Annotated in this window: 13 protein-coding genes; 5 read left to right on the forward strand and 8 right to left on the reverse strand. The window is 65.3% G+C overall.

Annotated elements, in window-relative coordinates:
• Window positions 1-13: 13 nt before the first annotated feature.
• The 4 genes from NGK62_RS12180 to NGK62_RS12195 all read right to left on the reverse strand — a co-directional run bounded on the left by NGK62_RS12180 (window position 14) and on the right by NGK62_RS12195 (window position 4,363).
• Window positions 14-1,309, reverse strand: coding sequence for an ABC transporter substrate-binding protein (locus tag NGK62_RS12180; protein WP_059376680.1), 1,296 nt, complete (start codon window positions 1,307-1,309; stop codon window positions 14-16).
• A gap of 27 nt (window positions 1,310-1,336) precedes the next feature.
• Entirely contained in the window at window positions 1,337-2,392 is a 1,056-nt protein-coding gene (locus tag NGK62_RS12185) for an ABC transporter ATP-binding protein (RefSeq protein ID WP_059376689.1), read from the reverse strand.
• Between the two features lie 120 nt (window positions 2,393-2,512).
• Entirely contained in the window at window positions 2,513-3,310 is a 798-nt protein-coding gene (locus NGK62_RS12190) for a phosphodiesterase (protein ID WP_251878488.1), read from the reverse strand.
• Window positions 3,311-3,349: 39 nt separating this feature from the next.
• Complete coding sequence (locus NGK62_RS12195) at window positions 3,350-4,363, reverse strand: LacI family DNA-binding transcriptional regulator (protein WP_059376693.1); 1,014 nt, start codon at window positions 4,361-4,363, stop codon at window positions 3,350-3,352.
• Window positions 4,364-4,675: 312 nt separating this feature from the next.
• On the opposite strand from NGK62_RS12195, the gene NGK62_RS12200 reads away from it, so the two are divergent.
• The gene (locus NGK62_RS12200) at window positions 4,676-6,004 is read left to right on the forward strand and encodes an amidase (protein WP_118934766.1); all 1,329 of its coding nucleotides are present in this window, start codon (window positions 4,676-4,678) and stop codon (window positions 6,002-6,004) included.
• 66 nt (window positions 6,005-6,070) lie between these two features.
• On the opposite strand, the gene leuA is transcribed toward NGK62_RS12200, so the two are convergent.
• Both leuA and NGK62_RS12210 read right to left on the reverse strand, forming a co-directional pair.
• Window positions 6,071-7,783, reverse strand: coding sequence for a 2-isopropylmalate synthase (gene leuA / locus NGK62_RS12205; protein ID WP_054455581.1), 1,713 nt, complete (start codon window positions 7,781-7,783; stop codon window positions 6,071-6,073).
• A 519-nt stretch (window positions 7,784-8,302) separates the two neighbouring features.
• Complete coding sequence (locus tag NGK62_RS12210) at window positions 8,303-8,920, reverse strand: hypothetical protein (protein WP_118934763.1); 618 nt, start codon at window positions 8,918-8,920, stop codon at window positions 8,303-8,305.
• Between the two features lie 16 nt (window positions 8,921-8,936).
• On the opposite strand from NGK62_RS12210, the gene rpoN reads away from it, so the two are divergent.
• Window positions 8,937-10,364, forward strand: a complete 1,428-nt coding sequence (gene rpoN, locus NGK62_RS12215; protein ID WP_464091223.1) for an RNA polymerase factor sigma-54 — start codon at window positions 8,937-8,939, stop codon at window positions 10,362-10,364.
• 133 nt (window positions 10,365-10,497) lie between these two features.
• Complete coding sequence (locus NGK62_RS12220; RefSeq protein WP_054455575.1) at window positions 10,498-10,779, forward strand: (2Fe-2S)-binding protein; 282 nt, start codon at window positions 10,498-10,500, stop codon at window positions 10,777-10,779.
• Window positions 10,780-10,809: 30 nt separating this feature from the next.
• Here NGK62_RS12220 and NGK62_RS12225 read toward each other — a convergent pair whose 3' ends face one another.
• Window positions 10,810-11,667: a LysR substrate-binding domain-containing protein gene (locus NGK62_RS12225; protein ID WP_251878490.1), complete on the reverse strand. Its 858-nt coding sequence runs from the start codon at window positions 11,665-11,667 to the stop codon at window positions 10,810-10,812.
• 128 nt (window positions 11,668-11,795) lie between these two features.
• On the opposite strand from NGK62_RS12225, the gene NGK62_RS12230 reads away from it, so the two are divergent.
• Window positions 11,796-12,710 carry a DMT family transporter gene (locus tag NGK62_RS12230; protein WP_118934759.1) on the forward strand — a complete coding sequence of 305 codons (915 nt, stop codon included), beginning with the start codon at window positions 11,796-11,798 and terminating at the stop codon, window positions 12,708-12,710.
• A gap of 366 nt (window positions 12,711-13,076) precedes the next feature.
• Window positions 13,077-13,553 carry a bacterioferritin gene (gene bfr / locus NGK62_RS12235; RefSeq protein WP_013390908.1) on the forward strand — a complete coding sequence of 159 codons (477 nt, stop codon included), beginning with the start codon at window positions 13,077-13,079 and terminating at the stop codon, window positions 13,551-13,553.
• Between the two features lie 81 nt (window positions 13,554-13,634).
• Here bfr and NGK62_RS12240 read toward each other — a convergent pair whose 3' ends face one another.
• Window positions 13,635-14,321, reverse strand: a complete 687-nt coding sequence (locus NGK62_RS12240) for a hypothetical protein (protein ID WP_187524009.1) — start codon at window positions 14,319-14,321, stop codon at window positions 13,635-13,637.
• Window positions 14,322-14,345 lie beyond the last annotated feature (24 nt).

A 14,345-nucleotide genomic window follows, 5' to 3' on the forward strand; every position in this document is an offset into this window, starting at 1 on the left:
CGTGCTTGTCGGTTTACTTGTAGGGACGCAGTATGCGGTCGGCCTCGCGTTGCGCGTCGGTCAGGGCCTGCTGCGGCGTCTTGGAGCCCGTCAGGGCGGCTTGCAGGGCGTCGTTCAGGGTCTTGGTGACACGCTGGTTCTCATGCGTGGAGAACTCGGCCACGCTGACTTCCAGCTGGTCGCGCGCGACCGCAGCGGCCGGCACTTCCTGCGCGTACTTCTTCATCTTTTCGGTCTGCCAGGCGGCCGGGGTCACGGCCACGTAGCCCGTGGCGATGCTCCAGTCGGCGGCGCGCTCGGGCGTGGTGACCCATTGCGCGAACTTCAGCGCGGCCTGCTGCTGCGCCGGCGTGCCGCTCTTGAAGATGTAGAAGTTGCCGCCGCCGGTCGGGCTGCCGCCGCGCTTTTGCTGCGGCATCATGGCCACGCCGAACGGGAAGTCGGCGTTCTTGCGGATGTTGGTCAGGTTGCCCGTCGTGGTCCAGACCATGGCGGCCTTCTTTTCCAGGAAGTCCTTGGGCGTGGTGCCCCAGTCGATGGTGCCGGTCGGCATGATCTTGTGCTTGGCCGACAGGTCGTGCCAGAACTGCGCGGCTTCCACCACCGCAGGCTTGTCCAGATAGACTTCGTTGCCGGCCTCGTTCATCAGGATCGCGCCATTGGGCGTGGTCAGCGCCTGGAACAGCCAGTAGGCGAACGCGCCGCCCGAGGGGATCTCGATGCCCCACTGCGTGGTGTTGCCGGAGGCGTCCTGCTTGGTCAGCTTCTTGCCGTACTCGACCAGTTCGGCCCAGGTCGCCGGCGCGCGCTCGGGATCCAGCCCCGCGGCCTTGAACAGGTCCTTGTTGTAGTACATGACGATGGTCGAACGCTGGAACGGCACGCCCCAGGTATGGCCGCCGGTGCGGCTGTTCTGCATGAAGGCGTCATAGAAGCCGCCCAGCCACTTCTTGTCGGCGTCGCTCTTGGCCAGGCTGTCGATCGGCACAATGGCGTCTTCGTCGATCAGCGTGAACATGTCGGTGGACAGCAACACCGCCAGCTGCGGCGGGGTGCCGCCCTTGAGCGCGGTCAGCGCCTTGGCGATGGAGTCCTGGTAGGAGCCCGCGTAGATCGGCTTGATCTTGATGTCGGGATTTTCTTTCTGGAAATCCGCCACCATGTCGTCGACGATCTTGGTGATGGGGCCGCCGACCGCGACGGGGTAATAGAACTCCACCTCGACGGGCTTGTTCTGCGCTTGCGCAGGCAGCGACAGGCAGGCGGCGGCCAGGCTGGCGGCCAGGGTTTTCAGTACGATGCGACGCATGTTGTTTTCCTTTCCTGTGTACGGGCCCTAGCGGCCAGCGGAGTTGATGACCGCCGAATCGGCGGCAAAGAAGTGCTGCTGGCCGTCCTCCCAGGACAGGCCCAGTGTTTCGCCTGCGCCAGCGCGCAGATGGCCGCCCACGCGCACGGCCACGCCGCTGGTGTCGCCCACGCGGCAGACCACGATGGAATCCGCGCCGAAGTACTCCACGCTTTCCACGGTGGCGGGAACGCCGTCGGCGTCGATGCGGATGTGTTCGGGACGCACGCCCAGCTTCACGGCGCCCGCGGGGGCGCCGGCGATGGCGCGGCTCTGCGTGCCGGCGATGACGGTGGCGCCCTGCGCGGAGGTCAGGCCGATCAGGTTCATGGGCGGCGTGCCGATGAAGCGCGCCGCGAATTCGGTGGCGGGACGCGCGTACAGGCCGTCGGGCGTGTCGTGCTGTTCAATCTTGCCGCCGCGCAGCAGCACCACCTGGTCGGCCATGCTCATGGCCTCGGTCTGGTCGTGCGTCACGTAAACCATGGTGATGCCCAGGTCCTGCTGTAAGGCGCGGATCTCGCGGCGCATTTCATGGCGCAGCTGCGCGTCCAGGTTGGACAGCGGTTCGTCCATCAGGCACACCGGCGCTTCGGAAATCACGGCGCGGCCCAGCGCCACGCGCTGTTGCTGGCCACCCGACAATTGCGAGGGCTTGCGGTCCAGCAGATGGTTCAGGCCCAGCAGGCCCGCCACGCGTTGCAGGCGGCGGTCATAGTCGCGCGCGGGCTCCTTGCGCACCTTGAGGCCGAACAGGATGTTCTCGCGCACGGACAGGTGCGGAAACAGGGCATACGACTGGAACACCATCGAGATGCGGCGCTTGGCGGGCGGCAGCTGGGTGACGTCGCGGTCGCCGATGTGGATGGTGCCGGAGGTGGGCGTGTCCAGCCCGGCAATCATGCGCAGCGTGGTGGACTTGCCGCAGCCGGACGGCCCCAGCAGGACCGTGAAACTGCCGGCGGGAACCGTGAAGCTCACGCCATGGATGGCGGCAGCGTTGCCGTACTGTTTGGTGAGGTTATCCAGGACGATGGATGACATGCTGTCTCGAAGATCTAATAGTTAGATCCGCATTGTTGCCTGTTATGAAAACCTTTTCATTGTGCAGCGCAAACATGACGGATGTATGGCAGGACAAACTTTCGTAGTCTAGCGTCGGCCTCAGCCGAAGGGGTATGGGCCGGGGTATTCCCCAATGACTGCGTGATGCGTGACCAGGTTCTTCCCTTGCCACCAGTGCAGCTGGTAGCCCGGCGGTTCCATGATGTATTGCAGCGTTGGCTGCGGCCCCAGCTCCATTGCGAGCTGGTGCGCGGTGCCCGGACAGGTGGACGCGATGGTGCCGCCGAAACGCTGGAAGATCGTGCGGTGCAGGTGGCCGCAAAGCACGCGCTCCACATTGGGAAAGCGCGCCACGATGCGTTCGAGCTCGGGGGCGCCAGCCAGCAGGCCGATGGCGTCCATGTGCTCGATGCCCGTCAGGAAAGGCGGATGGTGCATCAGGACCAGCGTGGGCCGCTCGGGCTGTTCAGCCAGGCGCGTGGCCAGCCAGTCCAGGCGGTCCTGGCAGAGTTCGCCATGGCTCTTCATGGGTACCACCGTGTCCAGCGCCAGCATGCGCAGCGGATAGGTCTCGATGGCGTACTGGATGAAGGGGCTCTCGCCTTGCAGATAGGCGTGGTCCGGGAAGGCCGCGCGCAGCTGGGCGCGGTCGTCGTGGTTGCCGGGCAGCAGGAAGTACGGAATTTCCAACGCCTGCAGGTGTTCGCGCAGCACTTGATATTCGTGCGGGCGGCCCAGGTCGGTCAGGTCGCCCGTGATCAGCACGCAATCGGGGCGCGGGGTCAGGGCATTGAGCGCGCGCACCGCGGGCGCCAGGAACGCCGCCGGATCGATGATGCCGTAGGCCTTGTCGCCCGGAGTGCGCATGTGCAGGTCGGTGATTTGTGCGATGAGCATGACGCGTATGCAGAAGAATGGTTGTTGTAGAGAGAGGCCTCAGCGGCGCACTGGCGCGGCGGTGCCGCCGACGACGATGCAATGCGGCAGGCGGTCCGAATGCGGCGCTTGGCCCTGGATCTGCGCCAGCAGGTTCGAGCAGGCCGTTTCGCCGATGCCGTCGCTGGGCTGGGCCACGGTGGTCAGGGGCGGCGTCAGCAAGGCGCCAAAGCGCATGCCGTCGAAGCCGCATACCGAGATGTCGGCGGGCACCGACAGGCCCAGGCCCACCAGGTCCGCGATCACGGCGGTGGCCAGCAGATCGTTGGAACAGAACAAGGCGGTGGGCGCCTGCTTGCCGCGCAGCGCCGCTTTCAGGGCGTCGAGGTCGCTGCCCGTGTGCGAGCTCATGGAGATGTGCTGGATGGCGTCCAGGCCCAGGCGTTTGGCGCAGGCGCGCGCGCCCGTCAGCCGGCGGCGGGCGCGGTCCGATGCGGTCAAGGGGCCCGTGACCAGCGCAATGCGCCGATGGCCCAGCGCGGCCAGATGCGCCACCATGTCGCTGGCGGCGGCGCGATTGTCGACCGATGCGAAGGGATGGGCGCCAGATTCGTTGTAGACGAGCACGTAAGGAATGCCGGCATGGTCCAGGTCGTCCAGCGTGGCGCTCTTGGCGGCGTCGGCGACCGTCAGGATCAGGCCGTCGACCTGATGGTCCATCAGGCCCTGGACCGCGGCGGATTCCACCGCGGGATCGTAGCCGGTGGCGGTCAGCATGACGCTGTAGCCCGATTCCCGCGCGCGCCGCTCCGCGCCTTCGAAGCATTCGGCGAAGACTGGGTTGGACAGCGTGGGCAGTATCAGGCCGATGGTGCGCGTGCTGCCGGAACGCAGGCTGCGGCCCACGCGGTTAGGCCGGAAGCCGGCCCGCTTGGCGACGTTGCGGATATGCGCGAGCGTGTCCGGATGCACGATCTCGGGCTGGTTGAACGCGCGCGAAACCGTCGCCGGGGACACCCCGGCCTTGCGGGCCACTTCAATGATGGAAAAGCGGGGCGACGAGCGCGAGGCCATGGCGGGATTGCTGCCGGGATTCGTGAAAACGATTTCATCTTACTCGACAAATATGACCTTTGTGTTGCACGGGTTTGCGCTATGCTGATGCCGACGCAACAACACAAAGCCAAGGCGCGGCGCGCAATTTCCAGGGAAAAATCAGACTTTCTTGGGTATTTCCTAATTGACGCAAGGCGCACAATGGTTGGGATTGGTCCACTTGAACGTCGCGGCAGAAAACCGCGCGGCATGGCGGATCCTCGGTCAAGGGGACCGGGTGCGTAGTTGAGCCGCCGCGCGTAGCGCGGCGCCGGTAAAGAGGAAAGGACCATGTCTACTGCCTTGAACAGACTTGGCGCGCTGGAAGCCGCGCGCAAGCTGCAACGGCGCGAATTGACCGCAGAGCAATTGGTGCGCGCCTGCTTCGCACGCATTGAACAACGCGAAAGCACCATCCATGCCTGGACCGCGTTGCAAAAGCAGGCTGCGTTGGAGCGTGCGCAGGAGCTGGACCGCGGCGCGCTGCGTGGCGTGCTGCACGGCCTGCCCATGGGCGTGAAGGACCTGTTCGACACGGTCGACCTGCCCACGCGCTACGGCTCGCCCATCTACGAACGCCACCTTCCGGGCCTGGACGCGGCCTCGGTGGCGCTGTGCCGGGGCGCGGGCGCGATCGTCGTCGGCAAGACCGTGACGACGGAATTCGCCACTTATCTGGCAGGCCCCACGCGCAATCCTCGCAACGAAGCCTACTCGCCGGGCGGCTCGTCCAGCGGCTCGGCTGCGGCGGTGGCCGACGACATGGTGCCCTTCGCCTTGGGCACGCAGACCGCGGCTTCCATCATCCGCCCCGCTTCCTATTGCGGCATCGTGGGCTTCAAACCCACCTTTGGCAGCATTTCCCGCGCGGGCGTCAAAAGCCTGGCGGAGTCCCTGGACACCATCGGCGGTTTCGCGCGCTCGGTGCCGGACGTGGCGCTGTTTGCTTCCGTGCTGATGCGCGATCCGCGCATGCTCGATCTGGCCTATGACGGCAAGCCGCGTATCGGCATGTACCGCAGCCTGCAATGGCGGCATGCGCTGCCCGAAACCAAAGAAGCCTACGCGCAGGCCGCGGCCATTCTGTCGCGCGCAGGCGCCGTGGTCGAAGAATTGCCGCTGCCGCCAGAGCATTGCGTGCTGGTGCAGCTGCATTCGGACATCATGGCGTTTGAAGCTTCGCAGGCGTTGGCCTACGAGCGCCTGGAGCATGCGGCGCAGCTCAGCCCCAAGATCCAGGCCATCCTGGAAGCGGGCTCGCGCATTACCGCTGAAGAACATCAGAAGAACCTGATGCGCGTCGCCGAGTCGCGCGCGCGCGTGGACACGTGGTTCGACAAATACGATGTGCTGCTTGCGCCCAGCGCCAGTGGCGAGGCGCCGTTCGCGGACCTGGGGACGGGGGATCCGCAGTTCTCGCGCGCGTGGACGGTATTCGGCCATCCTACCCTCAGCCTGCCCTTCGCTACCGGCCCGCAGGGCTTGCCCGTGGGGCTGCAGCTGGTCGGTGCGCGCTATAGCGACCATCGCACGCTGGCGATGGCGCAGTGGGTTCATCAGCGGCTGTTGGCCGCCACTGCGCCGGATATCGGCGCGGCCGACATCTGGCCGCGCGGATAAGCGCGGCGCGCGCTCAAAGAAAAAGCCAGCCCGATAAGGCTGGCGTTTTTTACGCCGGATTGCGGATCACGCGGTTTCGGCGGTTTCTTGCTCGGTTGCGGTCACGGCGCCGGCATTGATGTGGCGGTTGACGGCGCTCAGCACGGCCTGGAACGAAGCCGTCACGATGTCGCGGTCGATACCCACGCCGAAGCCCGTGCTGGATTCGCCGACGCGCAGTTCGACATACGAAGCGGCGCGCGTGTCGGTGCCGGTGCCGATGGCGTGCTCGTGGTAGTCCATGATGCGAACGGGCACGTCCAGCGCGGCCACGAAGGCCGAGATGGCGCCGTCGCCCTTGCCCGTCACGATGCGGCGTTCGCCGTTGTATTCCAATTCGGCCTCGATGCTGAAATGCTGGCCTTCGCCGGCCGACGGATTGCCGTCGATGCGGTGGCGCACCAGCTTCCACGGCGACTTCTGCTCGAGGTACTCGCGGTTGAAGATCGTGTGCACGTCGTCGGCCGTGACTTCGCGGCCGGTCTCGTCGGTGACGCGCTGGATGGCGCGGCTGAATTCGATCTGCAGGCGGCGCGGCAACACCAGGCCGTGTTCCTGTTCGAGCAGGTAGGACACGCCGCCCTTGCCCGATTGGCTGTTCACGCGGATGACGGCGTCGTAGCTGCGGCCGAGGTCGGCCGGGTCGATCGGCAAGTAAGGCACTTCCCAGACGGCGTCGGCCTGCTGCTGGGCAAAGCCCTTCTTGATGGCGTCCTGGTGCGAGCCGGAGAACGCGGTGAAGACCAGGTCGCCCGCGTACGGGTGGCGCGGGTGGACCGGCAACTGGTTGCAGTACTCGGCGCAGCGGCGCACTTCGTCGATGTCCGAGAAGTCCAGGCCCGGATGCACGCCCTGCGTGTAAAGGTTCAATGCGAGCGTGACGAGGTCGACGTTGCCGGTGCGCTCGCCGCTGCCGAAGAGGCAGCCTTCGATGCGGTCGGCGCCGGCCATCACGGCGAATTCGGCGGCGGCCACGGCGGTGCCGCGGTCATTGTGCGGGTGCACGCTGAGCACGATGCTGTCGCGGCGCGCCAGGTTCTTGTGCATCCATTCGATCTGGTCGGCGTACAGATTGGGGCTGGTGGCCTCGATGGTGGCGGGCAGGTTCAGCACCATCTTGCACTCGGGCGTGGGCTGCCATACGTCGGCCACGGCGTTGGAGACTTCCAATGCGAACTCGGGTTCGGTCGTGCTGAAGACTTCGGGCGAGTACTGGTAACGCCATTGCGTTTCCGGGTGCTGCGCCATGTACTGCTTCACCAGGCGCGTGCCGGTGGTGGCGATGTTCTTGATCTCGTCCTTGCTCATGTTGAACACGACCTTGCGGAACGCCGGGGCGCAGGCGTTGTACAGGTGGACGATGGCTTGCTTGGCGCCAGCAGCGGATTCCACCGTGCGGCTGATCAGGTCTTCGCGCGACTGGGTCAGCACGATGATGGTGACGTCGTCGGGAATGCGCTTCTCGTCGATGAGCTTGCGCACGAAATCGAAGTCGGTTTGCGAAGCGGACGGGAAGCCTACTTCGATTTCCTTGAAGCCGATCTTCACCAGCTGTTCGAAGAAGCGGAGCTTGCGCTCGACGCTCATCGGCTCGATCAGGGCCTGGTTGCCGTCACGCAGGTCGGTGCTCATCCAGATCGGCGCCTTGGTGATGCGGCGGCTGGGCCAGGTGCGTTCGGAAAAGTCGCGGGTAAAGGGCGCGAAGGGGACGTATTTGGTGGCGGGGTTGGCAAGCATCATTACTACACCTCGATCGGTTTCTTTTGAATCCCGGGAATGCTTCCCTAGGCGGCTACGCGACCGGATTGCGGTCTTGTGCCAGGAGTTGCCGTGATTGACCGGCAGGATTCAGAGATAAAAGGGGGAAATCGCGTGTGGCAAACGTGGTTGCCGAGCTACCACGGGGACACTAGGCCCGGCAACCGATCGGTAGGTATAGCGATAGCGCGTAGGAGGAGAAACGAGCGCGCAGGCCGGCAACCGGAGCGTCGTAGCGTCCGGTGGCAATCGCGAAGGGGGTGCGGTTAGCGGCCATAAGTTGCTAGTCGAACATATTTTCGCCAGAAGTGCAACTGAATACTCTTTTGTGATGGGGTGGAATACGGGCGCATGACAACGCATTTTGCTGAAGAATATTCAGCAAAATGCGTTGGATGGGGCTGATGGGCGCGCTATGTGGCTGGCCAAGCGTACGGCCGAAACAAAAACAGGCCGCCTGTCGGCGGCCTGCTATGGCATTGGAGGGAAGGAAGGACGGGCTTAGCGGGCCGGGCCGATACGCGGCTCCACGTAGCGTTCGCTGCGCGCTTCGCGGCGGACTTCGTCGCGCGGATCGCGCGGCTGGCGGTCGGACGACTCCAGAATGCGGGCCTGTTCCGCGACCATGGCGATCTTGCCGGCGCGATTGTGGCGAATTTCAGACAGGGAGCGGCGCAGATCGCCCACCGTGAAGGGCTCCTGGCGATCGCCCCAGGTCCAGCGCAGCACGCCCAGGGTCTCGTCGGACAGGTTGGGCGCCAGGTCGGCCAGCACGCTGGTTTCGACCGGCGTGGCGCTGCCGGAAGCCAGGCTGGCGGACAGCCAGGCGCGCATCGTGAAGAACACGATCAGGGTCCAGATGCCGGCCACCACCCACCAGATGTAGGGGTTGACCTTCTGCACCATGTCCATGGTCGGTTGCCCCAGGGAGTGCAGGAACTCGTAGTTCACGGTGCGGCCGAAATTCAGTATCCAGTTGGCGGCCAGATACCAGATGACCACAGCGACGGCGATGACGATCGCACGCAGTATGAGTCGGGGAAGCGCCAGTTTGAGCAGGGTCTGGCCTATGAGGCGACAGTCCTGGCGGACACTTGCGGGCGAAGTCAGATTCATCATGCAAAATATTGTACCTATGACCCGTCCAATTTTAGAACTGCGACCAGGTCAGCATTTGACGCTGACGCCACAACTACAGCAATCGATCCGATTGTTGCAGCTGTCCACGCTCGACCTCGAAGCCGAGATTTCGCAGGTGCTGGCGGAGAACCCGCTGCTGGAGCGGCAGGACGAAGCGCCGTCGGCCGAGGCGCCGGCCGAGTCCGACCGCGAATCCTCGGTGCAGGATGACGAGCCCGCCGTCGAACGCGAGACGCCGGTGGACGAAATGCCGGGCTCGGGCGGGGTCTACCCCGACGAAGATTCCAGCCGCCCCGAGGCCGCCCGGCCGGATACGCTGCGCGAACATCTGCTGGGCCAGCTGATGCTGACGCGCGCCGCGCCGCGCGACGCTGCGCTGGCCGGCCTCCTGATCGACGAACTGGACGAAAACGGCTACCTGGGATCGCCGCTGGAGGAAATCCTGGACTGGTTGCCGCCCGAACTGGAACCGGACATCGACGAGCTGAAGGCGGCCCTGTCGCTGTTGCAGTCGTTCGATCCGCCCGGCATAGGCGCGCGCGACATGGCGGAATGCCTGTTGTTGCAGCTACGCAACCCGGATCTGGATCGGCTGCCCGAAGCGGCGGACGCCGCGGTCCTGGCTTGTGCCCGCCAGATCTGCGCGCAGCACCTCGCGCTGCTGGCGACGGGCAACGCCGCGCGCCTGTGCGCGGCCGTGGGCTGCGATGAGGCCACGTTCCGCTCGGCCCACGCCCTCATCCTGCGCCTGGAGCCCCGCCCCGGGCGTGCCTGGACCGTGCCCGCGGCCGACTACGCGGTGCCGGACGTCATCGTGCGCAAGACGCGCGGCGGCTGGCAGGTCACCCTCAACAGCGCCGCCGTGCCCAAGCTGCAGATCAACGGGCTGTACGCCCAGATGCTGGGCAACCAGAAGGAATCCGCGCATGCGGGGCTGCAATCGCAGCTGCAGCAGGCCCGTTGGATGATCCGCAACGTGGAGCAGCGCTTCGACACCATCCTGCGCGTGGCCCAAGCCATCGTGCAGCACCAGACGGCCTTCTTCAGCCAGGGGCCGGCCGCCATGCGGCCTCTCATCCTGAAGGACATCGCCGGTGAGCTCGGTTTGCACGAATCCACCATTTCACGGGCCACAACGCAGAAGTACATGCTCACTCCGTTTGGCACGCTGGAGCTCAAGCGCTTCTTTGGTACGGGGGTTTCGACGGATGGCGGGGATGCCACCTCGGCCACGGCGGTGCAGACCTTCATCCGCCAGATGGTGGCCGAAGAGAACCGGGCCAAGCCTTTGTCCGACAGCCAGATCATGCAAAAGCTGGCTGATCAGGGGATAGTCATCGCCCGAAGGACGGTGGCAAAGTACCGGGAAGCGCTGCGGATCGCCCCGGCGGCGTTGCGCAAGGCGCAGGCGGCAGCCCGCTGAACGGGTTCTTGAAATGAGGGACGGGGTTGGGAAAATTCGTCCCTAATTTCAAAGACTTGCGTGACACTTTGGTTGCAAATTTATTTGCGCGCGGGGCTTGTCAGTAGCAGAATAATTTTCGATAATTATTCTCATGTACATTTGCGTATGTAATGCCATCACCGAACGCCAAGTCCGCGCCAGCGTGGACGCGGGCGCGACGACGCTTTCCGACCTGCAATTCGAGCTGGGCGTGGCTACGTGCTGCGGCTGCTGCGCGGCTACCGCCACCGAATACCTGCCAGGCGGCCGCTGCTCCAGCGTGTGCGACGTGCGTTCCATTGCCGTTCCGGTCAATCCTCCGGCCGCTTTGGTCGAGTCGGGCGCGCCTGCTGCCAACAGCAGCTTCCCGATTCCCCTGGTCGCGATCGCCTGAGGATAGCCGTTTCTTTCCGGCTCGCTGCCGTCACGCAGCGGGCCGCGTCGCTTCTTTCTCGCAGAATTCCCGGATAGCCATTGCCAGCTGACGCGCAGGCTCGCGCACCGTGTCGGCCAGGCATAGCGCCAGTTCGGTCGACGGCACCGCAGGCAGGCCCGCATCGATGATCCGATGATCCGTCAAGAGGCAGCGCCGCTCCAGCAGCGCCACCCCCAACCCCCCAGTCAATGCCGCTTGCAAGCCCATCAGGTTCGGGCTTTCGTAGGCGATGCGCCAGTGCCGGCCCGCAGCTTCCAGGGCATGGATGGCGCGGTTGCGGTAGATGCAGCCCTGCGGAAACGCGACCAGCGGTACCGGCTCGGTTGCCGGGACGTCCAGCCCCGGGGCGCCAATCCAATGCAATTGTTCGGGCCAGGCGGCCAACGCGGCGCCCGCGCCGGGCTCGCGCTTGAGCAGCGCCACGTCCAGGTCGCCGCGTTCCAGTGCGCGGGTGAGCGCCGAGGTCAGGTCGCAGCGGACCGATAGCCGCACGCCCGGACGGGACCGCGCAAATTCCGATACCAGGATGGTCAGTGTGTCGGCCGCGAAGTCGTCCGGGATACCCAGCCGGATCACGTCCACGCGCTTGCGTCCGCTGACGGCTTCCCGGACCTCCGTGGACAGGGCCAGCATCCGCCGCGCGTAGCCCAGAAGCCGTTCGCCGTCCTCGGTCAGCGAGACCTGGCGGCCTTCGCGCACGAACAGTGCGCATTCCAAGGATTCCTCCAGCTTGCGGATCTGCTGGCTGACGGTGGATTGGCTGCGGTGCACGCGTTCGCCCGCCGCGGTGAAGCCGCCGGCATCCACGACGGACACGAAACTGTGCAAAAGATCGAGGTCTGGCATCGGCCGCTCCATGCATTCATTTTTTAAATACTTTCGATCCGAATAAAGAGTTTGTCAATGGATGGGCGGCCGCGCAGAATTCGTCCATCCGCCGCCACCGCGGCTCAGCGCCACCTTCCGGACTCATCATGAAGGCCTCCTCGACCCTTTCTGCCGCCGCCCTTCCCGCTCAAGCCTCGCCGGGCATCAGTTGGGCGCCCATCGCAGCGTTTTGCTTTCTGTGGAGCTCGGCGTTCGCCGCGGCCAAGATCGCCGTGCGGGACTGTCCGCCGCTGACCTTGCTGACCATCCGCTTCCTGATCGCGGGAGCGTTGATGCTGGGCCTGGCGGCAGCGAGCGGCCGTTGGAAGATGCCGGGCGCGCGTGACCTGGCTGCGCTGATCCTGTTGGGGGCGCTGAACAACGCGCTGTACCTGGGCCTGAGCTGGTCGGGCATGACGACGGTGTCGTCGGCGTTCACTGCGGTGCTGATCAGCACCAACCCGCTGCTTATCGGCGTGCTGGCCGGTCCGGTGCTGGGCGAGCGGCTGGGTTGGCGCAAGCTGCTGGGCCTGTGCCTGGGATTGGCGGGCGTGGCCTTGGTGCTGCGTTCGCGCTTGTCGGGCATGCAGGAGGACCTGCATGGCACGCTGCTGGTCACGGGCGGCCTGGTGGCGTTGGTGGCGGGCACGCTGCTCTACAAGCGTTTGAAGCCGTCCTCGGGCCTGTGGACGTCCACGGGCATACAGTCCCTGGCCGGCGCCGCAGCCTTGCTGCCCTTCGCGTTGATGCACGAGAACATCGGCGACGCGCGCATGACCGCCAGCCTGTTCTGGAGCATGGCCTACATGATCGTCGCGGTGTCGATGGGCGGCTACTACCTGTGGTTCATGATCCTGGGCCGTGCCAGCGCCACGGCGGCGAGCGCGCTGCATTTCCTGATGCCGCCGCTGGGCCTGCTGTTCGGGTGGCTGGTGCTGGGTGAGCACGTGTCGTGGCTGGATTTGATGGGCATCGTTCCGATCGCGTTGGGCATCTGGTTGGCGACGCGGCGCGCCGAGTAACGCGCCGCCGCAGCCGGGGTTGCCGATCCGCAACGAAACGCCGCCGGCCGCAAGCTGGCGCGTTTCGTGCAGGCAGATGGCATATCGGCGCATGCGGTTGTGCCGATCGGACGACGGATTCCGCCGCATCGCGCAGCGTCAGGCCGCGCAGGCATTGATGCGCGTATGCAAGGCATCAGGCACGCATACTCATTCTCATTAGCTTGTCGCTTTCTTGTAGCGGTCCTAAAGCGGTTTACCAAATACAGCGCAAGGCTAGGCGCGGCCCCGCGCCAGATGGTAGTCTGCCGGGGTTGCGTACGCGCGGCATCGTGCGCTCCTTTGTCGCGATGCATCTGCGTCGCGCCTGACTGCAAGGAGTCCATCATGAAAGGCGACAAAACCGTCATCCAGTTCCTGAACAAGCAACTGACCAACGAACTGACGGCCATCAACCAGTATTTCCTGCATGCCCGCATGCTGAACCATTGGGGCTTCGACAAGCTGGGCAAGCACGAGTACGAAGAGTCCATCGGCGAAATGAAGCATGCGGATCGCTTGATCGCGCGCATCTTCATGCTGGACGGCCTGCCCAACCTGCAGGACCTGCACAAGCTGCTGATCGGCGAGGACGTGCCGGAATTGTTGGCCTGTGACCTGAAGCTGGAGCAAGGCGCGCAGGCGACCGTGAAGGAAGCGATCGCGCATTGCGAATCGGTCCGCGACTATGTCTCGCGCGATCTGTTCCAGGACATCCTGGACGACACCGAAGAGCACATCGACTATCTGGAAACGCAGATCGACCTGATCGACAAGGTCGGCATCCAGAACTATCTGCAAAGCCAGATGTCCGTGCCGGAGTAATGTTCCGGTCATAAAAATGGAGCCCCGTGGGGCTCCATTTTTTTTGTCGGTGCCACGCGGCGCATGCCGCGCGCCGATACGTCAATTCGGGCGAGCCGGGCACTCGGCCATGGTGCCCCAGGCGCGGTTGGGCCCGCAGTACTTGTTGCGCGCGGCCCAGGAGCACGAGGGGCGCTCGAAGAAGCCTTGCGTGGCGCAATGCGCGAGTTCGCGCTTGAGCGCGTCCTGCCAGCCCAGGGCGCCGGGCGCCTGAGCGGTGTTCGGGGGCGGCGGGGGCGCCTGGACCATTTGCGGCGTGCCGTAGCCACCGGCCTGGACCTGGCCGCCATTGATGGCGGTGGACGTGCCGGGAGCCTGCAGATCCAGCGTGCTGACGTCAGACGCGCCCGAGGGTAGCGGCACTTGCGAAGCCGCCGCGATTTCGCGGGCCTGATCCGGACTGATGCGTTCGCGCGAGATCTTCACCGCGGGATCGCTGACGCTGTCGAACAGGGACACGGTGTTGACCTGCCACTCGCGGTCGGACGGCTTGTCGGGCACGCCCAAGGTGCCGTCGATGCGCGGCTGCGGAGGCTGGGCCACGTAAGGACGGCCGTTGGCATCCAGCACGGGTTGCTGGGATGCCGCGGCATCCTGGCCAGGAGCGGGCGCGGCCACCGGCGCATGCGCCACCAGCCAATCACCCAGTTGAATACCGCCCCAGGCCGACGCGCCAAGCGCGATCAGGAGCGTTGCGAATAAGAAACGCCAAGACATTGCTACCCTCATCTGCCGTGCGGGACCCCAACGGGT

The organism is Achromobacter sp. Marseille-Q4954, assembly GCF_943737025.1.
Classification (GTDB): Bacteria; Pseudomonadota; Gammaproteobacteria; order Burkholderiales; family Burkholderiaceae_B; genus Achromobacter; species Achromobacter bronchisepticus_A.

Bases quoted from the DNA above. Each gene is read 5' to 3' on its own strand.
- NGK62_RS12210 (WP_118934763.1), bottom strand. From the start codon at position 8,920: ATGATGAATCTGACTTCGCCCGCAAGTGTCCGCCAGGACTGTCGCCTC.
- NGK62_RS12225 (WP_251878490.1), bottom strand. From the start codon at position 11,667: ATGCCAGACCTCGATCTTTTGCACAGTTTCGTGTCCGTCGTGGATGCC.
- bfr (WP_013390908.1), top strand. From the start codon at position 13,077: ATGAAAGGCGACAAAACCGTCATCCAGTTCCTGAACAAGCAACTGACC.
- NGK62_RS12230 (WP_118934759.1), top strand. From the start codon at position 11,796: ATGAAGGCCTCCTCGACCCTTTCTGCCGCCGCCCTTCCCGCTCAAGCC.
- NGK62_RS12240 (WP_187524009.1), bottom strand. From the start codon at position 14,321: ATGAGGGTAGCAATGTCTTGGCGTTTCTTATTCGCAACGCTCCTGATC.
- NGK62_RS12185 (WP_059376689.1), bottom strand. From the start codon at position 2,392: ATGTCATCCATCGTCCTGGATAACCTCACCAAACAGTACGGCAACGCT.
- NGK62_RS12195 (WP_059376693.1), bottom strand. From the start codon at position 4,363: ATGGCCTCGCGCTCGTCGCCCCGCTTTTCCATCATTGAAGTGGCCCGC.
- NGK62_RS12180 (WP_059376680.1), bottom strand. From the start codon at position 1,309: ATGCGTCGCATCGTACTGAAAACCCTGGCCGCCAGCCTGGCCGCCGCC.
- NGK62_RS12220 (WP_054455575.1), top strand. From the start codon at position 10,498: ATGTACATTTGCGTATGTAATGCCATCACCGAACGCCAAGTCCGCGCC.
- leuA (WP_054455581.1), bottom strand. From the start codon at position 7,783: ATGATGCTTGCCAACCCCGCCACCAAATACGTCCCCTTCGCGCCCTTT.
- NGK62_RS12200 (WP_118934766.1), top strand. From the start codon at position 4,676: ATGTCTACTGCCTTGAACAGACTTGGCGCGCTGGAAGCCGCGCGCAAG.
- NGK62_RS12190 (WP_251878488.1), bottom strand. From the start codon at position 3,310: ATGCTCATCGCACAAATCACCGACCTGCACATGCGCACTCCGGGCGAC.
- rpoN (WP_464091223.1), top strand. From the start codon at position 8,937: ATGACCCGTCCAATTTTAGAACTGCGACCAGGTCAGCATTTGACGCTG.